Annotated in this window: 21 protein-coding genes; 10 read left to right on the top strand and 11 right to left on the bottom strand. The window is 69.6% G+C overall.

Features of this window, described 5'->3' with window-relative positions:
- Positions 1-73 precede the first annotated feature (73 nt).
- Complete coding sequence (locus ABD289_RS22275) at positions 74-691, top strand: hypothetical protein (protein ID WP_344136369.1); 618 nt, start codon at positions 74-76, stop codon at positions 689-691.
- A gap of 92 nt (positions 692-783) precedes the next feature.
- Here ABD289_RS22275 and ABD289_RS22270 read toward each other — a convergent pair whose 3' ends face one another.
- A complete protein-coding gene (locus ABD289_RS22270) occupies positions 784-1,653 on the bottom strand; it encodes an ATP-grasp domain-containing protein (protein WP_344136366.1) in 870 nt (289 codons plus the stop codon).
- Positions 1,654-2,198: 545 nt separating this feature from the next.
- Between ABD289_RS22270 and ABD289_RS22265 the strand changes: the two genes are divergently transcribed.
- Entirely contained in the window at positions 2,199-2,978 is a 780-nt protein-coding gene (locus tag ABD289_RS22265; protein WP_344136363.1) for an ion transporter, read from the top strand.
- Positions 2,979-2,980: 2 nt separating this feature from the next.
- Here ABD289_RS22265 and ABD289_RS22260 read toward each other — a convergent pair whose 3' ends face one another.
- Positions 2,981-3,463 carry a nitroreductase family deazaflavin-dependent oxidoreductase gene (locus tag ABD289_RS22260; RefSeq protein ID WP_344136359.1) on the bottom strand — a complete coding sequence of 161 codons (483 nt, stop codon included), beginning with the start codon at positions 3,461-3,463 and terminating at the stop codon, positions 2,981-2,983.
- 387 nt (positions 3,464-3,850) lie between these two features.
- Here ABD289_RS22260 and ABD289_RS22255 point away from each other — a divergent pair, with 387 nt between their 5' ends.
- Together ABD289_RS22255 and ABD289_RS22250 are read left to right on the top strand one after the other, a co-directional pair.
- On the top strand, positions 3,851-4,768 hold the full coding sequence (locus tag ABD289_RS22255; RefSeq protein ID WP_344136356.1) for a mechanosensitive ion channel family protein: 918 nt from the start codon (positions 3,851-3,853) through the stop codon (positions 4,766-4,768).
- Positions 4,769-5,017: 249 nt separating this feature from the next.
- Positions 5,018-5,683: a hypothetical protein gene (locus ABD289_RS22250; RefSeq protein WP_344136353.1), complete on the top strand. Its 666-nt coding sequence runs from the start codon at positions 5,018-5,020 to the stop codon at positions 5,681-5,683.
- Positions 5,684-5,714: 31 nt separating this feature from the next.
- On the opposite strand, the gene ABD289_RS22245 is transcribed toward ABD289_RS22250, so the two are convergent.
- The gene (locus ABD289_RS22245; protein ID WP_344136350.1) at positions 5,715-6,227 is read right to left on the bottom strand and encodes a VOC family protein; all 513 of its coding nucleotides are present in this window, start codon (positions 6,225-6,227) and stop codon (positions 5,715-5,717) included.
- Positions 6,228-6,392: 165 nt separating this feature from the next.
- Here ABD289_RS22245 and ABD289_RS22240 point away from each other — a divergent pair, with 165 nt between their 5' ends.
- The 6 genes from ABD289_RS22240 (at position 6,393) to ABD289_RS22215 (ending at position 11,655) form a co-directional block, all read left to right on the top strand.
- The gene (locus ABD289_RS22240; protein WP_344136347.1) at positions 6,393-6,845 is read left to right on the top strand and encodes a MarR family winged helix-turn-helix transcriptional regulator; all 453 of its coding nucleotides are present in this window, start codon (positions 6,393-6,395) and stop codon (positions 6,843-6,845) included.
- A 152-nt stretch (positions 6,846-6,997) separates the two neighbouring features.
- Complete coding sequence (locus ABD289_RS22235; RefSeq protein WP_344136345.1) at positions 6,998-7,753, top strand: SDR family oxidoreductase; 756 nt, start codon at positions 6,998-7,000, stop codon at positions 7,751-7,753.
- Between the two features lie 135 nt (positions 7,754-7,888).
- Positions 7,889-8,761: a LysR family transcriptional regulator gene (locus tag ABD289_RS22230; protein WP_344136342.1), complete on the top strand. Its 873-nt coding sequence runs from the start codon at positions 7,889-7,891 to the stop codon at positions 8,759-8,761.
- A 171-nt stretch (positions 8,762-8,932) separates the two neighbouring features.
- Positions 8,933-9,073 (top strand): hypothetical protein, encoded by a 141-nt coding sequence (locus tag ABD289_RS22225; protein WP_344136339.1) that lies wholly within the window; start codon positions 8,933-8,935, stop codon positions 9,071-9,073.
- Positions 9,070-9,540: a DUF2795 domain-containing protein gene (locus ABD289_RS22220; protein WP_344136336.1), complete on the top strand. Its 471-nt coding sequence runs from the start codon at positions 9,070-9,072 to the stop codon at positions 9,538-9,540. Before ABD289_RS22225 ends, ABD289_RS22220 begins: the two co-directional genes overlap by 4 nt.
- A gap of 474 nt (positions 9,541-10,014) precedes the next feature.
- Complete coding sequence (locus tag ABD289_RS22215; protein WP_344136333.1) at positions 10,015-11,655, top strand: BCCT family transporter; 1,641 nt, start codon at positions 10,015-10,017, stop codon at positions 11,653-11,655.
- A 58-nt stretch (positions 11,656-11,713) separates the two neighbouring features.
- On the opposite strand, the gene ABD289_RS22210 is transcribed toward ABD289_RS22215, so the two are convergent.
- From ABD289_RS22210 to ABD289_RS22175, 8 genes are read right to left on the bottom strand one after another with little or no spacing between them, the layout of a single operon-like run.
- Positions 11,714-12,322, bottom strand: coding sequence for a TetR/AcrR family transcriptional regulator (locus ABD289_RS22210; protein WP_344136330.1), 609 nt, complete (start codon positions 12,320-12,322; stop codon positions 11,714-11,716).
- A gap of 10 nt (positions 12,323-12,332) precedes the next feature.
- A complete protein-coding gene (locus ABD289_RS22205) occupies positions 12,333-12,611 on the bottom strand; it encodes a hypothetical protein (RefSeq protein WP_344136327.1) in 279 nt (92 codons plus the stop codon).
- Between the two features lie 49 nt (positions 12,612-12,660).
- Entirely contained in the window at positions 12,661-13,821 is a 1,161-nt protein-coding gene (locus ABD289_RS22200; protein ID WP_344136324.1) for an acyl-CoA dehydrogenase family protein, read from the bottom strand.
- Between the two features lie 29 nt (positions 13,822-13,850).
- Positions 13,851-15,833, bottom strand: coding sequence for an acetyl/propionyl/methylcrotonyl-CoA carboxylase subunit alpha (locus ABD289_RS22195; RefSeq protein ID WP_344136321.1), 1,983 nt, complete (start codon positions 15,831-15,833; stop codon positions 13,851-13,853).
- Positions 15,834-15,882: 49 nt separating this feature from the next.
- Positions 15,883-17,481 carry an acyl-CoA carboxylase subunit beta gene (locus ABD289_RS22190; RefSeq protein ID WP_344136317.1) on the bottom strand — a complete coding sequence of 533 codons (1,599 nt, stop codon included), beginning with the start codon at positions 17,479-17,481 and terminating at the stop codon, positions 15,883-15,885.
- Positions 17,478-18,626 carry an acyl-CoA dehydrogenase family protein gene (locus tag ABD289_RS22185; protein ID WP_344136313.1) on the bottom strand — a complete coding sequence of 383 codons (1,149 nt, stop codon included), beginning with the start codon at positions 18,624-18,626 and terminating at the stop codon, positions 17,478-17,480. Before ABD289_RS22185 ends, ABD289_RS22190 begins: the two co-directional genes overlap by 4 nt.
- Positions 18,623-20,368, bottom strand: coding sequence for an acyclic terpene utilization AtuA family protein (locus tag ABD289_RS22180; RefSeq protein ID WP_344136309.1), 1,746 nt, complete (start codon positions 20,366-20,368; stop codon positions 18,623-18,625). Before ABD289_RS22180 ends, ABD289_RS22185 begins: the two co-directional genes overlap by 4 nt.
- Positions 20,365-21,156, bottom strand: coding sequence for a TIGR03084 family metal-binding protein (locus ABD289_RS22175; RefSeq protein ID WP_344136306.1), 792 nt, complete (start codon positions 21,154-21,156; stop codon positions 20,365-20,367). The genes ABD289_RS22180 and ABD289_RS22175 overlap by 4 nt, the downstream gene beginning before the upstream one ends.
- Between the last annotated feature and the right edge of the window lie 2 nt (positions 21,157-21,158).

Here is a 21,158-nt window from a genome sequence, read left to right as displayed (position 1 = left end):
TGCTCCCATCCTTAATCGAAGGATGAGACGAAGAGGTCCTTCATTCCTTGCGAGCTTAGGGAGTCAAATCCGCATGGTTTCGAAACTCGGGAAGAAGTCCGGCATTCTCGGTGCGGCCGCGGCGCTGGCCGCCGCCCCTGTCCTGGCCGCCACGATGACGGCGCAGGCTGCGCCGCAACCCGCTCCAGCTCCCGCGCCGCAGGCGCTGTTGTCCTGCGACTTGTCCGGCAAGGCCGAGTTCTCCCCGGCGCTGTCGGTCAACCCGGCGGGCGCGAGCACCCAGATGAAGGTCTCCGGCGAGGCCACCGGTTGCGAGGGCCAGAGCAAGCGCCAGGACGGCGTCGTGAGCGCCAAGTTCAGCGGTGCGCTGGAAGGCCAGATGTCCTGCACCTCGCTGCCGCGCGACGTCGGCGGCGACGTCGAGATCACCTGGACCTACGAGGACGGCAGCACCAAGACGAGCACTGCCGACTTCAACCTCAACATGGAGGGTGATCTGACCAACCCGAGCGAGCCCGTCACGGGCGCCTTCACCGGCTCGACCACCGATGGCGAGTTCGCCGAAGCCAAGCACGAGGGCAAGGCGAAGATCGACCCGTCCAGCGTCGCGGGCGGCTGCGCGGGCGGTGCGATCACCGGTAGCGGCCTCGAGTCGATGGCCTTCGACGGCACCTACGAGATGACCAAGTGATCTCGGGATGAGCGGTGATGGGTGGAGCTGCGGCTCCACCCATCACTGATGCGCGATCACCACCACCCGGTGCGTTCCGGGACGGGCACCCGTCAGGTGAGCGCGCCCCGCACCGCCGAGGCGAAGCGCAGCGCGGCGCCTTCATCGGCTTGCTGGAAGCCCAGCCTCGGTTCGCTGATCTCCAACTCCAGCAACACCGGATCGCCCGCGTCGGCGCGCAGGATGTCGACGCGGGCGTACAGCAGCGATCGGCGATGCACACCCAGGTGCGCGGCCGCCGCGTCGAGGGCCTGCTCGGCGAGCGCGTGCCACGCGCCGTCCGGTGCGGCCACGCCGAGCTCCTCGGTGACGTACAGCCCGGAATCGTCCAGGTCGGCACCGCGCAGCATCGGTCCCTTGGTGAACGCGTGCGAGTACTGGCCGCCGAAGAACACCAGCGCCGTCTCGCCTTCGGCATCCACCGCTCGCTGATACGGCTGCACCACGGCGACCTGATCCGCGGCGTGCAGCGCCCGCAGGTGTTCGTCCGCCGCCTCGTGCCCTGCCGAGGTGAACCGCGCCGCCCCGCGCGAACCGGCGCCGACGGCGGGTTTGACGACGAAGTCGCCCTCCGGCCATTCCACGTGTTCACCCGGCGCGACGAGCGTCGTGGGCACCACGGGAACGCCGGCGCGCCGCAGGTCCACGAGATAGGACTTGTCGGTGTTCCAGCGCACCGCCTCGGCCGGGTTCCGCAGCGCGGGCACCGACGCGCACCAGTCGAGGAACTCCTTGCGCCGCTCGGCGTAGTCCCAGGTCGCCCGCAGGATCACCAGGTCGGCGTCGGTGAAGTCCTCGGCGGGGTCGTCCCAGACCGCCCAGCGCGTGTCCACGCCGACGTCCTCGAGCGCGCGCATGGCGCCCGCCTCGTCGCCCTTGCCCTCGGGAAGATCGGCGCACCCGACCAGGACCACGCGGCTCAACGCCCGGTCTCCGCGGTCATCGGCCGCACGGGCGTGCGCTCGGTCAACAGCTTCACGATGTCGTCGGTAACCACGTCGGCAGTTTAGGCGTCCTTTCAGCACGCAGCGGTAGCCGCACGCGGTGTGGGACTGCCGACACCGCCACGAGTTCTCGGACGTCATCGAGCGAGGAGAGCCGCAGCGCCGCGCATCGACATGCTCAAGTCCCGGATCCCGCAGTCCGGCCCCAGATGTTCCGCCACCCGCACCGCAACATCTCCGCAGGTGGCGCCGCACCCGACTAGGCACCCCGCACCGCCCGCCCCAGCTCAGCGGGCCGGGCTCGACGCGCTCACCGGAGCGGGCCTTCGATCGCCAACGGCGCCCGCGCTGCGCGGCGGACCGCGCTCCGCCAGTCAGCAGCGAGTGCCCGAGCCCGCGACGCCCCGGCTCCGCGACCGCGCGTTCGCGCAGGTCCGGCCGGTGGAGGGCGAGCACGATCCCGACGCCGGCTCCCGGGCGCGCTGCTACCGGCCTCGAACGCGAATCTGGTTCAATGAACGATCATGACCAGCGCGAGTGCGGCGCCGCGAGGCGCGAACACGGTGGACATCGCGATGCTCGTGCTCGCGGTGCTCTCGCTCGGCCTGCTCAGCTACGTGATGTTCTTCGAGCACACGGCCGCAACCGCGCACGCGGTGTTCATCGCCGACACCGCGATCTGCGGCGTGTTCTTCGTCGAGTTCCTGTGGCGCTGGCGGGCGACCGGCTGGCGAGGCCGGTTCCCGCTGCAGAGCTGGTACGAGATCCTCGGAATGATCCCCATCGCGCATCCCGCGCTGCGCGGTTTCCGGCTGCTGCGCGTCGTCGTGGTGGTGGTGCGAATGGCCCGCACCGCCGACCGCGCCTTCGGCGAGCGCTTCACGCAACGGCTCATCGAGCGGTTCTCCCGGCCGATCGTGCTGGCCATCAAGAAGCCGATCACCATCGCGGTGCTCGACGAGGTGGTCAAGGTCCTCGAGACCGGCAACTACCCGAAGAACATCGCGCACTCGCTGGACGAGAACCGCGAACTGCTGCGCGAGATCATCACCGAGAAGCTCAGGGAGGATCAGCAGGCGGGCCGCCTGAAGAACCTGCCCTTCCACGACGAGATCGTCAACTCCATCACGGAGACCACCATGCGGGTCATCCACGAGGTGCTGACCGATCCGCGCACCGACGAGTTCTTCACCGAGGTCGTCCGGGAGAACCGCGAGCAGATCAGGCAGGCCGTGCAGCTCGGCCTGCACGAAGCCGAGCAGCGCCCGGAACCGGTCTACCGCGCCAAGTACGAGAACGCCTGAGCTCAGCCCTCCGCGCGCGGGGTGAAAGCGATCGCCCGGACCGCGCGGGCCCGCTCGGGCCAGCTCGGATCCGCCGGGTCCACCGGGAAACCGAGCACCGGCGCGATCCGCTTCCAGGCGTGCGGATGGGCGCGCTGGTAGTCCAGCAGCACCGCGTGCGCCTCCTCCCCGTCGAGGAAGCGGTGCTCGGGCCGGGTCCAGCGCTGCGCGCCGATCCGCACCTCCAGCGCGGGCGCGGCCCGCAGGTTGCGGTACCAGTCCGGGTTCTTCCCCCAGGCGGCGACAACGACGGCTTCCGGCACGTCCGGCCGGTAGCGGACCACCTCCACCACGACTTCCCTGCGGGCACCCGTTCGGCGTCCGCGGTGCGCGAGGTAGAGCAAGCGGTGCCCGGCGAGCGCGCCCAGCCGAGCGCGGTACAGCCAGATCGGAGCGCGTAGCAGCACGCGAAGCGCGCCCCGGGGCTTGCGGTCGGTCAGCGCCACGACTCCTCCGATCAATCCCGCGCGACCGGCGACCGATCGCACCACCAATCCCGCGCGTCGACCGAGATCGGCGATGCCGCAAATGGGATATACCTCGTGCAATTGCGGCCGCCGTCGGCGGGCGCAATTCCCGGACCCGAAAAGCTCGCCCACCAGGTAAACTACGGCGCACGCATACTCTATCACGCATTGTGATCGCCGAAGCGCGGGAGCCGCATTGCGATTCGAAGTGGCGTGTTGAGAGCATGTTCGCGGCAGGAGCAGGCCTGACGTCACCGGTCACGCCTGCGGGTCGCGATGAGAGGTCGAATCGTGCTGGACGCACTCCCCGGAACTGTTGCTACATCGGCTGGCCCCACGGGCGCCATCACACAATTCAATCCCTTGGTGAATTGGTTCACCACGAACGCCAGCGCCTTTATTTCCGGGATCATCAATGTGGCCATCATTCTCGTGGTCGCGTTCCTGGCTCGGGCCGTCGTCGGCCGGTTGATCACCCAGCTGATCAAGCGGATCGTGGCCTCCCACCAGAAGATCGGGGCCGCGAAGAGCAAGGCCAGCCGGGTCGTCATGAAGAACGGCGAGGAGAGCGAGGCCCAGCGCCAGGAGCGCCAGGAGCAGCGGTCCAAGACCATCGGTGCCGTGCTCCGCAGCATCGCCTCGTTCGTGATCTTCGGCGTGGCGTTCATGATGATCCTGAGCGAGTTCGGGATCAACCTCGGCCCGATCCTGGCCAGCGCGGGCGTGCTCGGCCTGGCGATCGGTTTCGGCGCGCAGAGCCTGGTGCAGGACTTCCTGTCCGGTCTGTTCATGATGGTCGAGGACCAGTTCGGCGTCGGTGACGTCGTCGACGTCGGTGACGCGGTCGGCACGGTCGAGGCCATGACCATGCGCGTGACCCGGGTTCGCGATCTGGACGGCAACCTCTGGCACGTCCGCAACGGCGAGATCATGCGCGTCTGCAACATGAACCAGGACTGGGCCAACGCGGTCATCGAGATCCCGCTGGACTACTCGGTCGACCTGCCCGCCGCGAAGACCTCCATGGAGGCCGCGCTGAACGAGTTCGCCGCGGACCCCGAGTTCGAATCGCAGATTCTGGAGCAGCCGCAGGTCAACGGCGTTGTCGGCATCGGCAACGGCGCCGTGACCATGCGCGTGATCATCAAGACCAAGCCGGGCGCGCAGTGGGCGATCGGCCGCGCCGCCCGCGCCCAGCTCAAGCACCGCTTCGACCAGGAGGGCATCAAGGTCGCCTACCCGCTGCTGCCGCTCGAAGGCGCCGGAGCCACGAAGCAGGGCTGACGACCGCGACCGGTCGCCGGGCGCGGCTCGATCCTCGACCGCCGATAGCTGAACAGTTCGTGCGAATGCCCGCGCCGTCCGGCGCGGGCATTCGTGCTATCCGGCGGAATCCGCTTCTCCGCTTTGCCCGGAATGGGCGAGCTCGACACTCCGGCTCAGTTCTGCTTACCATGCACCACTCGTATGCGCGCAGTGCCGTTTTGTCCGTGTTCGCGATGCGGCGCGTCGTTGATTCCAGGAGCCCGACCGATGCACGAAATCACCAAGAGAACTCAGCTGGGATTGGCGAGTTTCATCGCCGCTCTCGCCTCGCTGGGCGCGGGTTTCATTCACCTGGCGGTCACGCCCGATCATTGGCGAGCGTGGACCCTCTACGGTGTTTTCTTCCTCGGCATCGCGCTCTTTCAAGTGATCTGGGCGGCAGCGGTCCTGCTCGTCGCGCATCCGGTCGTGCCCGCGCTGGGCCTGGTCGCCAACATCGCGGCGACGGCGCTGTGGGGCGTGACCCGCGCGTGGGGGCCACCGATCGGCCCGGATGCCGGAACACCGGAAGCCATCGGTGTTCCGGGTGTGCTGACGGTCGTTCTGGAGGTCGTGGCTGCCGCCGGAGCGCTGGTGCTGCTCGTTCCCCGGCGGCAGCCCGCGGCGCTCGGCCGCGGCGGTCATCGCTTCGCCCTGGGCGGGGCCGTCCTGGCCATCGCCGCGCTCACGACACCGGGCGTGATCGCCGCCTTCGGGCACAGCCACGGCAGCCACGGGGAGCACGCCGGCCACCACGAGACGGGACCGCGCGAGCCCGGGCACTCCGATCACCACGCGCCAGCCGCACCGCCGCCGGCCTCCGGCACGCTCCCGGCACCGCCACCGCCCCCGCCCGCCGAGGGTGAGGGCGGGCACGGACACCACGATCACTGACGTGCGAGGCGACCCGCGGCCGCGCGGCGGCTCACGCCTGCTCCTCGGCGACCACGCGGCCCGCGGTGCGCACACCGCCCCACTGACGAACCTCGCTCGGCAGATCCAGCCGGTCCACCGGAGCCGCGTTCTCGTAGGGTCCCCACTGCTCGCGCGGCAGCATCCACATCACTTCGAACTCGTTGCCGTCCGGGTCCGCGCCGTACACGCTCTTCGTGGCGCCGTGGCTCGACTCGCCCCGCAGCGCACCGAGTTCGGCCAGCGTCCGGCGGGCCTGTTCCAGCTCCTCGATCGTGTCGACCTGCCACGCCAGGTGGTAGAGGCCCACGCTGCGCGGCGGCCGGGTCGCGGCGGTCTCGCCGAGGCCGAACAGCCCGAGATCGTGGTGATTGCCGGAGCGGGCCAGCCGCAGGAACGCGGCATTGGCGCGGGGCTCGCGAACGGCGACCTCCATGTCGAAGGCCGAGGTCCAGAAGCGCTCCGCGGCTTCCAGGTCGGTAACGAACAGCACCGCATGATTGAGCCGCACAGCCGGGATGGTCATGGTCGTCCCCTCCTGGTGGTCGCGGGCCGTCCCGCCACATCGAAACGACCGGTGATCGGCTCTTCGCGCAGAGGTAGTTGAACTGTCAGGTACTGACACGGTAACCAGCAATTGTCTGATCTCGCAACAACTGACCAATCAAATACTGCCGAGTATGCTGTTCGTATGCCAGCAGTCACCGATGACCACCTCATCACCACCTTCGGACGCCTCGCGGAGGCATACAGCCGGCTCGAACAGCGACTCGGCCCGGCGATGGAGGCGCACACCGGCCTGCCGCACGCGTGGTTCGAGGTGCTGATCCGGCTCGCCCGCTCCCCGGAAGGGCAGCTGACGATGGGAGCGCTCGCCGAGGAGATCGCGCTCACCACCGGCGGCGTCACGCGCCTCGTCGACCGGATGCAGAAGGCGGGCTACGTGGAGCGCCGGCGCTGCCCGGACGATCGCCGCGTCTCCTACACCGGCATCACCGACAGCGGGCGGGAGATCCTCGACCGGACGACCCCCGAGCACGCGCGCAACCTGCGCGAAGTCTTCGCGAGCTTCAGCGAACGGGATCTGGCCGCACTGGACGAACTCCTCGACCGGATCCGCCACACCGCGCACGCGGCCACCTGAGACCTCTCCCCCGCTTTCAGCAGCGGTTATCGGCCGCACTTGTGGGCTCACCCGAGCTTCGCGTTTCCCCGCGCCCGCGGCATCGACCTACCGTCGGAGCCAAGGCCGACACCGGCCGTCCACCTCGGACAACGGCGATTGGGGAGCCAACCATGGCGCAGCGGACGTTGCAGAACAAGGTCGCGGTGATCGGCGGGGGCGCGAAGAACCTGGGCGGCCTGCTCTCCGCGAACTTCGCGGCCGAAGGCGCGAAGATCGTGGTGCACTACCACGGCGACGCGTCCGCCGAGGACGCCGAGAAGACCGTGAACGCGGTCCAGAACGCCGGCTCGGAGGCGATCTCGGTACAAGCCGACCTGACCCGCGTGGCCGACGTGCGGCGGGTCTTCGACGCGGCGATCGACTCCTTCGGAGCGGCAGACGTCGCGGTCAACACCACGGGAATGGTGCTGCGCAAGCCCATCCTGGAGACCACCGAAGAAGAGTACGACCGGATGTTCGGCATCAACGCCAAGGCCGCGTACTTCTTCATCCAGGAGGCCGGTCGCAGGCTCGACGACGGCGGAAAGATCATCAGCCTGGGCACCTCGCTGCTCGCCGCGTTCACCGACGGCTACTCCACCTACGCGGGCGGCAAGGCCCCGCTGGAGCACTTCACCCGCGCCGCGGCCAAGGAGTTCGCCGACCGCGGCATCTCGGTCAACACCGTGGCACCCGGGCCGATGGACACACCTTTCTTCTACCCGCAGGAGACCGCGGAGCGCGTCGAGTTCCACAAGTCGCAGGCCATGGGCAACCAGCTCACCCAGATCGAGGACGTCGCCCCGATCATCCAGTTCCTGGCCACCGAGGGCTGGTGGTTCACCGGCCAGACCATGTTCCCCAACGGCGGCTACACCACCCGGTAAGGGAAATGGGGGGATCAGTGCGCGGGGCGGTCAGCCGCCCCGCGCACTGATCGCGGAGCTCGTCCTGGCTATCCTCGGCGCCTGGTCGCGCTCCGCACGCACCCGGAGATCGGGACACCGAAGGCGAGGAACGAGTTGGGGCTGGACCTGCACAAACTGGAACACCTCATCGCCGTCGCGGAGGAGGGCACCTTCACCCGCGCGGCGCGGCGGGTGAACCTGTCCCAACAGGCCCTGTCGAGCTCGATCCGCGCGCTGGAACGCGAAGTGGGCGTGGACCTGCTCGAGCGCAGCGGCAACGCCGTCACCGTCCTGCCCGCCGGACGAGCGCTGATCACCGATGCGCAGGTGCTGCGCGGCGTGGCCCGATCCGCCCTGCAGCGCGCCCGCCGCATCGGCCGGGGCGAGGCCGAGGTCCTGCACATCGGGCACACCCCGGCGGTCACCGGTGACGAGGTCACCACGCTGCTCCGGCAGGCGCACACCGCGCACCCGGAACTGGCGACTCAGGTCAACCAGCGCTACCCGGACGAGCTCAGCGCTCAGCTGCTGGCGGGCGAGCTCGACCTCGGCCTCTGCCGGGCGATGCCCCCGGTGCGCGGGCTCGGCCGCAGCCTGGTGCTGCACCAGCGGTTGCACGTCGCCGTGGCGGCCGACCACCACCTCGCCCACCGGGACTCGGCGAGCCTCGGCGACCTCGCGGGCGAGCCGATCGTGGTCTGGGGCCAGCCGGGACGTTCCGGCTACACCGACCTGCTCGTCGAGCACTGCCGCCAGGCGGGCTTCGAACCGGAGCTGCACCGCAACCCGATCCAGGGAACGCCACCGGTGACCGCCGTGATCGGCACGCAGCACGCCGCCTTCGTCACAGCCGCCCCCGGAACGGCCGCGCACGGCCAGGTCCGGATCATCGAACTCGATCCGGCCGTCCACGTGCCGCTGCACGCGCTCTGGCCCCAGCACACCAGCTCGGAAGCCCGCGACGCCTTCCTGCGCGCCGCGGGTTAGCGGCCGAGAGCTCGCGCAACGGCCGCGAATCGCGTACCCGCTGGGCCCTTCAGCGCAAACTCGTCGCGGCCCCAAGTCCCTCGAACGAGGAAGCCGTGACCGGGAGCGCGATTGCCGCGAGCGCAGCTGGGTATGGCTGTCGGGTGCACCCGCTATCCGCGAGGGAGCGAAATGCCCCTGCCGCTGCCCGATTGCGACAACCTGCCGGTCGGCTCGCTGCAGCACCGCATCCGATCGCTGACCGCCGACGAAGGCCGACCGTCCGGGCGAGCGGTGAACCAGCTGATCATCGCGAAGGAGGCGCAAGGATGACCGACTCGGACGAACGCCGCGTGGCCAAGGCACTGCAGGGTGCGGAGTTCCCCGCGGGCAAGCAGTACTTGCTCGACTACGCGCGGGCTCGCGGAGCGGGCCCGAAGACGGTGCAGGCGCTGGAGGCCCTCCCCGAGCGCACCTACGGCAACAGCGACGAGGTCGAGCAGGCGGTTCCCCAGGAACCCGACAAGGCAACCGGCCGACCCGAGTCCGGAGCGACAGTTTTGCCTATAACCGTGCCGCGAGCACGCCCGTTGCGCCCTACAGTTATAGGCAAAACTGTCACGCCTCGGGACGGGACACCTGAATCTCCGGTCCGACCTTGGGTGCGTCGAACTGGAGTTCGGGTTGGGCGGGGTCGGGGCGGTGAGGTCGGGCACGGGGTCGTGAGCGGCTTGGCGCGGTGTTCTGGGTCACGTGTTCGCGGTCCGGCCCGGCGTCCTGCGCGGCTCGTCTCGTCTTGACGGGCTCGGTGCCGCATCACCGCGAGCCCTTCCGGAAGCGGCGTCGAGCCGGGTCCGTTACACACCTCCAGCGATGCTGCACAACCCCGGGCAGCAGCAGCTATAGAGCAAATCTATCGGACCCTTTCAAAATTCATCTAGGTCGATTTCTGCAATCGGTTTGATCCGGGCGCGAACGCCTGAGAGCATTCTTGGAAATCCGCTACCGGGCAATGCAATGGAGCAGCAGACGGACGCGCAACACATCGCCGTCCGCGCGGTAGCGCTGGAAAATGCGCAGGCGTCCGGACCGATCTGGCCGTGACCAGCAATTCGACGCCGCGCGTCCAAAACCGACGAAATCGATAGCAGAAAACATCCGCCAGACGTTCCGCGAGGGGACCGGCCGGCCAGTCGTGCACGCACTAGTAGCACGACACCGGCCCAGAACTGCGCATCTCGTGCGCTCTTCCGACCTCGCGAGTCAGGGTTCCCATGAAAACTTTAACAACGAAACAGCAAACCGGCGGTACCGTTTTCACGGTTTCCATTGCGCTTTCGGCGCTGATCGTCCTGTGGGGCGCGGCAGCACCGGAGAGCTTCGCCTCCGTCACGACGCAGCTCTTCGACCAGGTCGTAACGGATCTGAGCTGGTTCTTCCTGCTCGCCGCCAACATCTTCCTGGTATTCGTCATCTACCTGGGGTTGAGCCGCTACGGCAGGATCAAACTCGGGAAGAAGGACGACAAACCTGAATTCGGGCGCTTGTCCTGGTTCGCGATGATGTTCCAAGCGGGAATGGGACCCGCGATCATCTTCTGGGGATTGGCCGAACCGCTCTCGCACTACGTGAACGTGCCGTTCGGCCTCGCAGAACCGGGCACGGACGCCGCCGCCGGTGTGGCCATCCAGTACTCCTTCTTCCACTGGGCGCTGCACCCCTGGGCGATCTACGCGGTCGCCGGGCTCGCCGTGGCCTACTTCAGCCACCGCAAGAACGAGAAGGGCCTGCTCAGCGTCATCTTCCGCCCGCTGCTCGGCGACCGCGTCGACGGCCCGCTGGGCAAGGCGATCGACATCCTCGCCGTCCTCGCGGTCGTGTTCGGCATCGCAGTCGCGCTGGGACAGGCCGGCCTGCAGATGACCGCGGGACTCGGCGAGACCTTCGGCCTGCCGACCGGCATCCTCGTGCAGCTGATCGTGCTGGCGCTGACCACCGCCGCGTTCATGGGATCGGCGACCACGCGGATCGAGCACGGCATCAAGTGGCTGTCGAACATCAGCATGCTGATCGCTCCGCTGCTGCTGATCTTCTACTTCGTCGTGGGCCCGACCATCACCCAGCTCAACGTCTTCACCGAGGGCATCGGCGGCTACCTGACGAACCTCGTCCCGATGAGCTTCCGGCTGGACTCGTTCAGCCCGGAGATCGAGTGGATGGGCAGCTGGACCGTCTTCTACTGGTCCTGGTGGATCGCCTGGGCGCCCTACGTCGGCCTGTTCATGGCCCGCATCTCGCGCGGCCGCACCATCCGCGAGTTCGTCGGCGCCACCGTTCTCGTCCCCAGCGTGGTCAGCATGATCTGGATCGCCGTGTTCGGCGGCGCCGCGCTGCAGCTGGCGCGCAGCGGGCTGGCCTCCGACATCGCCAGCACCGTGGAGGAGAGCCCAGCGGCCGGGATGTTCGTGTTCATTCAGGAGTACCCGCTGCCCTTCCTCCTGTCGATCATCACCTTGGTGGTGCTGTGGGTGTTCTTCGTCGCCGGCGCGGACGCGGGCACCGTCGTGCTGGGCGAGCTGTCGACCGGCGGTTCTCGGAACCCCAAGACCTGGGTCCGGCTGCTCTGGGGCATCATGCTCGCCGGTGTCGCGGGCGTGCTGCTGGTATCCGGCGGTCTCGGCGGATTGCAGAAGGCTTCGGTGCTCACCGGGACGCCGTTCGCGATCATCCTCGTCGGGATCTGCATCGCCTTCTACAAGACGCTCCGCGACGAACACGGGCCCGGCTCGGGAACGACGGAGATCGACTCGGACGGGCCCGATGAATCGCGGTCGGACGAGCCCGCTGTCGCCGCGGTGAGCGCAGGCGATGCCGCGGTGGCGTCCGACCGTCCCGAGACCCCGGGACAGCTCTGACACCGATCGATCGGCTCGCCGTCTCGAGCGGGCGCCGGTTCCGCTGCGCCGCAGGCACTCAGACCGAGTGCGTGCGGCGCAGCGCTGCATCGAGGGTGGTCGCCCACTGCTCGACGATGCCCCGGCGGCGAGCCGAGTCGTCGGTGAGCACGTCGGCCAGACCCAGGCCGCGGGCCATGTCCAGAGTCGCCTGAACCAGGCGATGCGTGGCCGGGTCGGTGTCATCGGCGCCGAGCAGTTCGACGGTGACCCGATGCACCGCCCGGCCGAACTTCGCCTCCAGGGGAACGACCCTGGCCTTGAGCGCCTCGTCGGCCGCCGCGGCGGTCCACACCTGCAACGCAGCTTTGAACAACGTGCCGGTGAAGTAGTCGACCATCCGCGTGATCACGGCCTCGGTCCGATCTGGACCGACCGGCACCTCGTTGACCTCGGATCGCACCTCGGCCATCCGGGTGTCGAACATGTGCTCCAGCGCGGCGGTGATGAGCTCCTCGCGGGTCGGGAAGTGGTGCTGAGCGGCACCCCGCGACACGCCCGCCTTCTCGGCGGCGACGGTGACGGTCGTAGCGGCCCAGCCGTGCTCGGCCAGGCAGTCCACGGTGGACTCGAGCAGACGCTGGCGGGTGACCCGGCTGCGGTCCTGCTTCGGCTCTCTCGACGTCATGGTCGACTCCTCACCCACGTGACACCGCGGTCATCGCGCCCAGGCGGGTTCGCTTCGCAGGCAACGCCGTCATGCCCTCCAGCGCTTCGGGGATTTCGAACAGGCTAGCGGATGGCGCCGCGGGTCGCCCGAGGGACTCGGCGAAGCTGTCCGGCCGGCGGGCCGTCAACGCCTCGACCGGTTCCCGTTGATCGCCGAGCCCGTTGGGCGGCGTGCTCCGGTCGTGCGGGCGACCGAGCACCGACGTGGCGGTGCCGGCGGTTCGGACGCGGCGCACGATCCGATCCATGATTCCTCCTCGCGACGAACCCGACGCTGCGCGGCGGGGCCGAAGCCGCTCAGTACGACTTCGGCAGGCCGAGGCTGTGCTGGGCGACGAAGTTGAGCACCATCTCGCGGCTGACCGGTGCGATGCGCGCGATGCGCGCCGCGCCCAGCATCGCCGCCAAACCGTGCTCGCTGGTCAGTCCGGAGCCGCCGTGAGTCTGGATGGCCCGGTCCAGCGCGCCGATGCTGGCCTCGGCGGCCGCGTACTTGGCCATGTTGGCCGCCTCGGCGGCGTTCCCGTCGTCTCCGCTGTCGTAGAGCACGGCCGCCTTCTGCATCATCAGCTTGGCCATCTCCAGCTCGATCTTGAGCTGCGCCAGCGGGTGCGCGATGCCCTGGTGCGCGCCGATCGGGGACTTCCAGACCTGCCTGCTGCCCGCGTACTCCACGGCCCGGTCCAGGGCGTAGCGCCCCATGCCGACGGCCATCGCCGCACCCAGGATCCGCTCCGGGTTGAGCCCGGCGAACAACTGGTCCAGCGCCGCGTCCTCCTCCCCGACCAGGGCTTCGGCGGGCAGCCGCACCTCGTCGAAGAACAGGGTGTACTGGTGATCGGGCTCGACGACGTCCATTTCCATGCGCTGCGCGGTGAAGTTCGCCGCGTCGGTCGGCACGATGTAGAGAGCGGGTTTGAGCTTGCCGGTCCTGGCGTCCTCGGTGCGCGCCACGACGAGCACCGCATCGGCCTGGTCGACCCCGGAGATGAAGACCTTCTGGCCGCTCAGCAGCCAGTCCGCACCGTCGCGGCGCGCGGTCGTGGTGATCTTGTGCGAATTGGACCCGGCGTCCGGTTCGGTGATGGCGAAGGCCATCTTCGCTGTGCCGTCGGCCAGCCGCGGCAGCCATGCGGACTTCTGGTCCCGAGTGCCGTACTTGGCGATGATCGTGCCGCAGATCGCCGGTGAGACGACCACCAGCAGCAGACCCGCGCCCTGCGCGGCCAGCTCCTCCTGCACCAGCGCCAGCTCGTAAACACCGGCGCCTCCCCCGCCGTACTCCTCGGGCAAGTTGACGCCGAGGAAGCCGAGTTGGCTCGCTTCCCGCCACAGTTCGGTCAGCGGCTCACCGGCCCGCGCCTTGGGCAGGGCGTAATCGAGGTAGTTGTAGCGCTCGGCGAGCTTGGCCACGGCCGCGCGCAGCTGGGTCTGCTCGGTGGTTTCGACGAAGCTCATCGTTCTCCTCTTCCCGACCGCGCGGTCGTCTACTGCGCACCGTCGTCGACGACGGCCAGAACGGCGCCGACGTCGACCTGCTGACCGGCGGTGACGCCGATCTCGGTGAGCACTCCGTCGGCAGGCGCGGCGATGGTGTGCTCCATCTTCATCGCCTCCAGCCACAGGATCGGTTCGCCTTGCCGCACCCGGTCCCCCACCTCGGCGGCGACGCGGATGACGCTGCCGGGCATCGGTGCCAGCAGCGAGCCGGCCGCGACCAGCGTGGCGGGGTCGACGAAGCGCGGCATGCGGGTCAAGGCCACCGGTCCCAGCGGCGAGTCCACGCAGACCAGCTCGCCGTAGCCGGCGACCTCGAAAATCCGCCGCACCGGCCCGTGCTCGCCCGGCACGTCCAGCACCACCCGGTCCGGCGCGATCTCCACGGCTCGCAGGCCCGGGTGGTCGTGCACCTCGATGCCCCGCCGGGTCCACCGGTACCGGACCTCGACGTCCGCGCCCGAGGACGTTTCGTAGACCTTGACCTGCGGTTCCGCCGGGACGTTCCGCCACCCGGCCGGGATGGCCGCGTTCACCCGCGCGGAGCGCCGGTTGGCCGCCGAGGTGGCCAGCGCCGCAGCCACCGCGCACAGCTCCGTCGCGCTCTCGTCGGCGAGCGGGCTCGCGAGGACCTCCAGACCGTGCCGGTCGAAGAACGCGGTGTCGGTCTCACCCACCAGGAACGCGTCGTGACGCAGCACCCGCACCAGCAGATCCCGGTTGGTGACCAGCCCGTGCAGGCGCGCCCGGGTCAGCGCGGCGGCGAGCAGGCGCGCGGCCTCGGCGCGGGTTTCGCCGTAGGAGATCACCTTGCCCAGCATGGGGTCGTAGTGGACGCTGACCTCGCTGCCATCGGCCACACCGGCGTCCAGCCGCACCCCCGGTTCGCGCAGCACCGCGAAGTCCGTTGCCGCGCCTGGGAATTCGATGCGCCGCAGGGTTCCGCTCTGCGGTTGCCAGTCGCGCGCCGGGTCCTCGGCGTAGAGCCGGACCTCGATCGAGTGGCCGCGCGACTCGGGCTCCTCGTCCGGTAGCGGGTGACCGTCGGCGATCCGCAGCTGCGAACGCACCAGGTCCAGCCCGGTGGCGTTCTCGGTGACCGGGTGCTCGACCTGCAGGCGGGTGTTCATCTCCAGGAAGAAGAAATCGCCGCGATCGTCGGCCAGGAACTCCACGGTCCCGGCTCCCTCGTAACCGATGGCGCCCGCGGCCAGCCGGGCGGCCTCGAAGAGCCGTTCCCGCATGCCCGGAATCCGCTCGACCAGCGGCGAAGGCGCCTCCTCGACGACCTTCTGATGGCGTCGCTGGATGGAGCACTCGCGCTCGCCCAGCGCCCACACCGCGCCCTGACGGTCGGCCAGCACCTGCACCTCGATGTGCCTGCCGGTGGCCAGGTACCGCTCGCAGAACACCGTCGGATCGCCGAAAGCCGACTCGGCCTCGCGGCGGGCGGCTTCCAGTTGCCCGGGCAACTCGGCCAGATCGTGGACGACCCGCATGCCCCGACCACCGCCGCCCGCGGAGGCCTTGATCAGCACCGGCAGCTGGTCCTCGGTGACGGATCCGGGGTCGAGCTCGCCGAGCACCGGCACTCCGGCCTCCGCCATGAGCTTCTTGGCCTCGACCTTCGAACCCATCGACTCGATGGCCGCGGCCGGTGGCCCGATCCAGGTCAACCCGGCCTCACCGACGGCGCGGGCGAATGCGGCGTTCTCCGAGAGGAAGCCGTATCCGGGATGCACGGCGTCGGCACCGGCCGCCCGCGCCGCGGCGATGACGGCTTCGGCGCGCAGATAGGTCTCGCCCGGCGAGTTGCCGGGCAGCCGAACGGCGGCCTCGGCCTCGGCCGCGTGCGGTGCCGCCGCGTCGGCGTCGGAGAACACCGCGGTGGTCGCCAAACCCATCCGGCGGGCCGTGGCGAACACCCGCCGGGCGATCTCGCCGCGGTTGGCGACGAGCACGTTCGTGATCATGCTGACCCCTTGGACGAACTGGACGAGGAAGGAGAGTTCATCTGCGGCCTCACATCCGGAAGACGCCGAAGCGCTCGGTACCCGCGACCGGCGCGTTGTGGATCGCCGACAGGCACATGCCGAGCACCGTGCGCGTGTCCCGGGGGTCGATGACGCCGTCGTCGTAGAGCATCCCGGACAGGAACATCGGCAATGACTCGGTTTCCACCTGCTGCTCGACCATCGCCCGCATGGCCTCGTCGTTGGCCTCGTCGAACGGCTTTCCCCTGGCCTCGGCCGCCGCGCGGCTGACCATCGAGACGACACCGGCCAGCTGAGCCGCACCCATCACGGCGGATTTGGCGCTGGGCCAGGCGAACAGGAACCGAGGGTCGTAGGCGCGCCCGCACATGCCGTAGTGCCCAGCCCCGTAGGAAGCGCCCATCAGCACCGACAGGTGCGGGACGGTCGAGTTGGACACCGCGTTGATCATCATGGCGCCGTGCTTGATGATCCCGCCCTGCTCGTACTCCCTGCCGACCATGTAGCCGGTGGTGTTGTGCAGGAACAGCAGCGGCGTGTCGCTCTGGTTGGCCAGCTGGATGAACTGGGTCGCCTTCTGCGACTCCTCGCTGAAGAGCACGCCGTGGGCGTTGGCGAGGATGCCGATCGGGTAGCCGTGCAGTTCCGCCCAGCCGGTGACCAGGCTGTTGCCGTAGAGCGGTTTGAACTCGTCGAAGTCGGAGTCGTCGACGACGCGCGCGATGACCTCGCGGGGGTCGAACGGCACCTTCAGATCAGCCGGGACGACCCCGAGCAGCTCTTCCGGGTCGTGCCGCGGCGGCGCCACCTCGGCGCGCGGTCGCGGACCCCGCTTCTGCCAGTTCAGCCGCTTGACGATGTTGCGTCCGATGCGCAGCGCATCCGACTCGTCCTCGGCCAAGTGGTCGGCCAGCCCGGAGGTGCGGGCGTGCATCTCGGCACCGCCGAGCGACTCGTCGTCAGAGTCCTCGCCGGTGGCCATCTTGACCAGCGGAGGGCCACCGAGGAAGACCTTCGAGCGCTCCTTGACCATCACCACGTGGTCGGACATGCCCGGGATGTAGGCACCACCCGCGGTGGAGTTGCCGAAGACCAGTGAGATGGTGGGAATCCCGCTCGCGGAAGCGCGGGTGAGATCCCGGAACATCTTGCCACCCGGGATGAACACTTCCTTCTGGGTGGTCAGATCCGCACCGCCGGATTCGACCAGCGAGATCACCGGCAGCCCGTTCTGCTCGATGATCTCGTGCGCGCGGAAGGACTTCTTGAGCGTCCACGGATTGCTGGTGCCACCGGCCACGGTCGGGTCGTTGGCCACGATCATGCACTCGACGCCCTCGACGACCCCGATGCCGATCACCATCGAGGCCCCGACCTTGAAATCGCTGCCCCAGGCGGCCAGCGGGCACAGTTCCAGGAACGGCGAGTCCTCGTCGATCAGCAGCTCGATGCGCTCGCGCACCGTCAGCTTGCCCCGCTTGCGGTGCTTCTCGACCTTCTCAGGCCCGCCGCCCGCGATGGCCTTGGCGTGCTCCTCGTCGATCTCGGTCAGCTTGGTGCTCATCGCCTCGGCCGCTTCCCTGTACTCCGGTGCGTCCGCGTCCATCGTGCTTCGAAGTCGTGTCATGCCCGATACCCCAACCTGTTCGCGGCCAGACCCGTCATGATTTCGGTGGTTCCGCCACCGATCCCGAGGATTCGCATGTCGCGGTACTGCCGCTCGATCTCGCTCTCCCGCATGTAGCCCAGCCCGCCGAACAGCTGCACGGCCTGGTTCACGACCCACTCGCCCGCTTCGACCGCGGTGTTCTTGGCGAAGCAGGTCTCCACCACCAGGTCGGTCTCGCCAGCCACCGACCGCTCGGCGAGGTTCCTGGTGTAGACCCTGGCGACGTCGATCTTGCGCGCCATCTCGGTCAGCGTGTTCTGCACCGATTGCCTGCTGATCAGCGGCCGCCCGAAGGTCTCCCGGTCGCGGCACCACCGCTCGGCGAGCTCCAAGCAGCGCTGCGCGCTGGCGTAGGCCTGCACCGCCAGGGACAGGCGCTCGCTCAGGAACGCCTGCGCGATCTGCAGGAACCCGGAGTTCTCCGGCCCGACCAGGTTCTCCACCGGCACCCGGGCGTCGTCGAAGGAGAGCTCGGCGGTGTCGGAGGCGTGCCAGCCCATCTTCTCGAGCTTGCCGGTGACCGCGAAGCCCGGCGTGCCCTTCTCCACGACCAGCAGCGAAACCCCCTCGGCCCCCGGACCTCCGGTGCGCACGGCGGTGACCACGAAGTCGGCGCGGCAGCCGGAGGTGATGAACGTCTTGGCGCCGTTGACCACGTAGTGATCGCCGTCGCGCTCGGCGCGGGTCTTGAGGTGGCCGACGTCCGAACCCCCGTCGGGCTCGGTGATGGCCAGCGATCCGATCTTGTCCCCGGCCAGCGTCGGGCGCACCCAGCGCTCGACGTGCTCGGGATTTCCCGCCGCGGCCAGGTGCGGCACGGCGATGCCGCAGGTCAGCAGTGACGCGAACAAACCGCCTGAGGCGCCCGCGTAATGCATCTCCTCGGTGATCACCGAGGCGTCGATGAGATCACCGCCCCCGCCGCCGACCTCGGCGGGGAAGCCCGCTCCGAGCAGCCCCAGCCGGCCTGCTCGCCGGTGCAGGGACCGGGGCAGCTCACCGGCCCGTTCCCACTCGTCGAGCTGCGGCAGCACGTCGGTTTCGACGAATCGCCGTACGGTGGCGCGCAGTTCGCGCCGTTCGTCGGTCTCCCACGGGTTCACCGCAACTCCTCGCAGGTCGTGTCGACGACCGTCTCGGGCACGTCGATGAGACGGGACCGCAGCCACTCCCCCAGGCCCTTGGCCTGCGGGTCGAACCGCGCTCGGTAAGCGGCGCCGCGACCGAGAACGCTTTCGACGACGAAGTTGACGGCCCGCAGGTTCGGCAGCACGGTGCGCGTGATCGGCATTTCCGCCGTCTCGGGCAGCATTTCGCGCACCCGGTCGGCGGTCAGCGCGCGCACCAGCCATCTCCACTGCTCGTCGGTGCGCACCCACACGCCGATGTTGGCGTCGCCGCCCTTGTCACCGCTGCGCGCGGCCGCGACCGCGCCCAGGGGTTCCCGCCTGCTCGGCCCGTCCACCGGTGGGGCCGGCAAGTCGGGTTCGGGCACTTCCCGCAGTTGCTGCGTCCGCGCGCTGGGAGCGATGTCGGCGCGGCCGCCGTCGGGCAGCACCGCGATGTGCGGAACCCGGTCGACATCGACGTAGCCGGAGCTGAATTCCCCGTACGGCGAGGCGTTTCCGGGGACCGAAGTCAGGCTGAAGCCCGGGTAGCTCGCCAGCGCCAGCTCCACCGCGATGCCGGAGAACGCCCGGCCGACCACGTCCGGATCGCTGTCGCGGACCACGCAGCGCAGGATCGCGCTGGCCTGCTCCTGGCTGGCCGCGTCCGGCTGGTCCAACCGCACCAGCGACCAGGTCAGCTCAGCGGGACGCCGGGTCAGGTGCGCTTCGAGCTGTTCCCGCGCGAGGGCCGCCTTGGCCTCGATGTCCAGACCGGTGAGCACGAAGGACATCTCGTTGCGGTGCCCGCCGACCGCGTTGAGCCCGACCTTGAGCGTCGGTGGCGGCGGCTCACCACGCGTTCCGCTGATCCGCACCCGATCGGCGCCGTCCTGGTCGAGTTCGATCGTGTCCAGCCGCGCGGTCACGTCGGGCCCGGCGTAGCGCGCGCCCTGGATCTCGTAGACCAGCTGCGCGGTAACGGTGTCCACGGTGACAGCACCACCGGTACCCGCGTGCTTGGTGATCACCGCGGTGCCGTCGCGACGGATCTCGGCGATCGGGAAACCCGGGTGGACGAGATCGTCGATCTCGCCGAAGAACGAGTAGTTGCCGCCGGTGGCCTGCGCACCGCACTCGATGACGTGCCCGGCCACGACCGCACCCGCCAGCCGGTCGTGGTCCTCGCGCGACCAGCCGAAGTGCGCGGCCGCCGGACCGACCGCCAGCGACGCGTCGGTGACCCGCCCGGTGACCACGACGTCGGCGTCGGCGCCGAGGCATTCGACGATGCCCCACGCACCGAGGTAGGCGTTGGCCGTGAGCGGCTGACCGAGTCCGAGTTCGCCTGCCCGGGCGGTGAGGTCGTCGCCCTCGACGTGGGCGATCTCGGCCTCGACGCCGAGTTCGGTGGCCAGCTCGCGCAACCGCTGCGCCAGACCCGCGGGGTTGAGGCCGCCCGCGTTGACCACGATCCGCACGCGGCGCTCCAGCGCGAGCGCGAGGCACGCCCGCATCTGCCGCAGGAACGTCTTGGCGTAGCCGCGATCCGGGTCCTTGAGCTTGTCCCGGCCGAGGATGAGCATGGTCAGCTCGGCGAGGTAGTCCCCGGTGAGCACGTCCAGGTCACCACCGGTGAGCATCTCGCGCATGGCGGAGAACCGGTCGCCGTAGAAGCCGGAGCAGTTGCCGATGCGGATGACCTCGGTGTCGGCGGCCAGCGGTCTGGGCTCGGTCACGCGAACTGCCCCGCCTTCCTGCCGGATCCGGGCGCCCCGGCGAACGCTTGCGCGATGGTCAGCCAGTGCGCGGCCTCGGCACCGGCGGCTTCCACGGCGAGATCCTCGAGGTGCCTGCGCTGGGTCACCAGCAGGCAGAAGTCCAGCGCGGGGCCGGTCACGCGCTGATCGGCGTCCTCCGGCCCCCAGCTCCACGCCTCGCCCGCGGGACCCGTCAGCTCGACCCGGAACTGCTCGCTCGGCGGGGTCTGCTGGTGGACGGCGTAGGCGAAGTCGCGGGTGCGCACGCCGATGTGGCAGACGTTGCGCAGCCTGGCCGTCGGGGCTCGTGTCACGCCGAGCGCGTCGGCGACGTCCTGGCCGTGCGCCCAGGTCTCCATCAGTCGCGCGGTGGCCATCGAGGTGACGCTCATCGGCGGGCCGAACCAGTCGAGCTTGCGTCCCTCCGGCACGTCCCGCAGCGCGTCGAGCAGCCGGGCGCGTCCCGCGCGCCACTCGGCGAGCAGCTCCGGCGGGCTGGTCCGGACGCGCTCCTCGGCGGCCGCGTCCACGAACCCGAACGGGTCCTGGGCTGCCTGCTCGAGCAGTTCGGCGAAGCGCGACGGCTCGGTCGCCGACCACAACGCCGCGTCGTCGGTCCAGGCCAGGTGTGCGATCTGGTGGGCGATGGTCCAGCCCTCGGCTGGCGTGGCCAGCCGCCAGCGTTCCTCGCTCAGCCCTGCGACCAGGGCCTCGAGCTCCGCGCCCTCGGCGGCGAGATCGCCGAGAACGGCGTCGTCTTTCGGCATGC

This window comes from Saccharopolyspora halophila, assembly GCF_039531955.1.
Classification (GTDB): Bacteria; Actinomycetota; Actinomycetes; order Mycobacteriales; family Pseudonocardiaceae; genus Saccharopolyspora; species Saccharopolyspora halophila.
The sequence above is the reverse complement of the archived record's forward strand: the minus strand, read 5'-3'. Positions and strand labels throughout refer to the sequence as shown.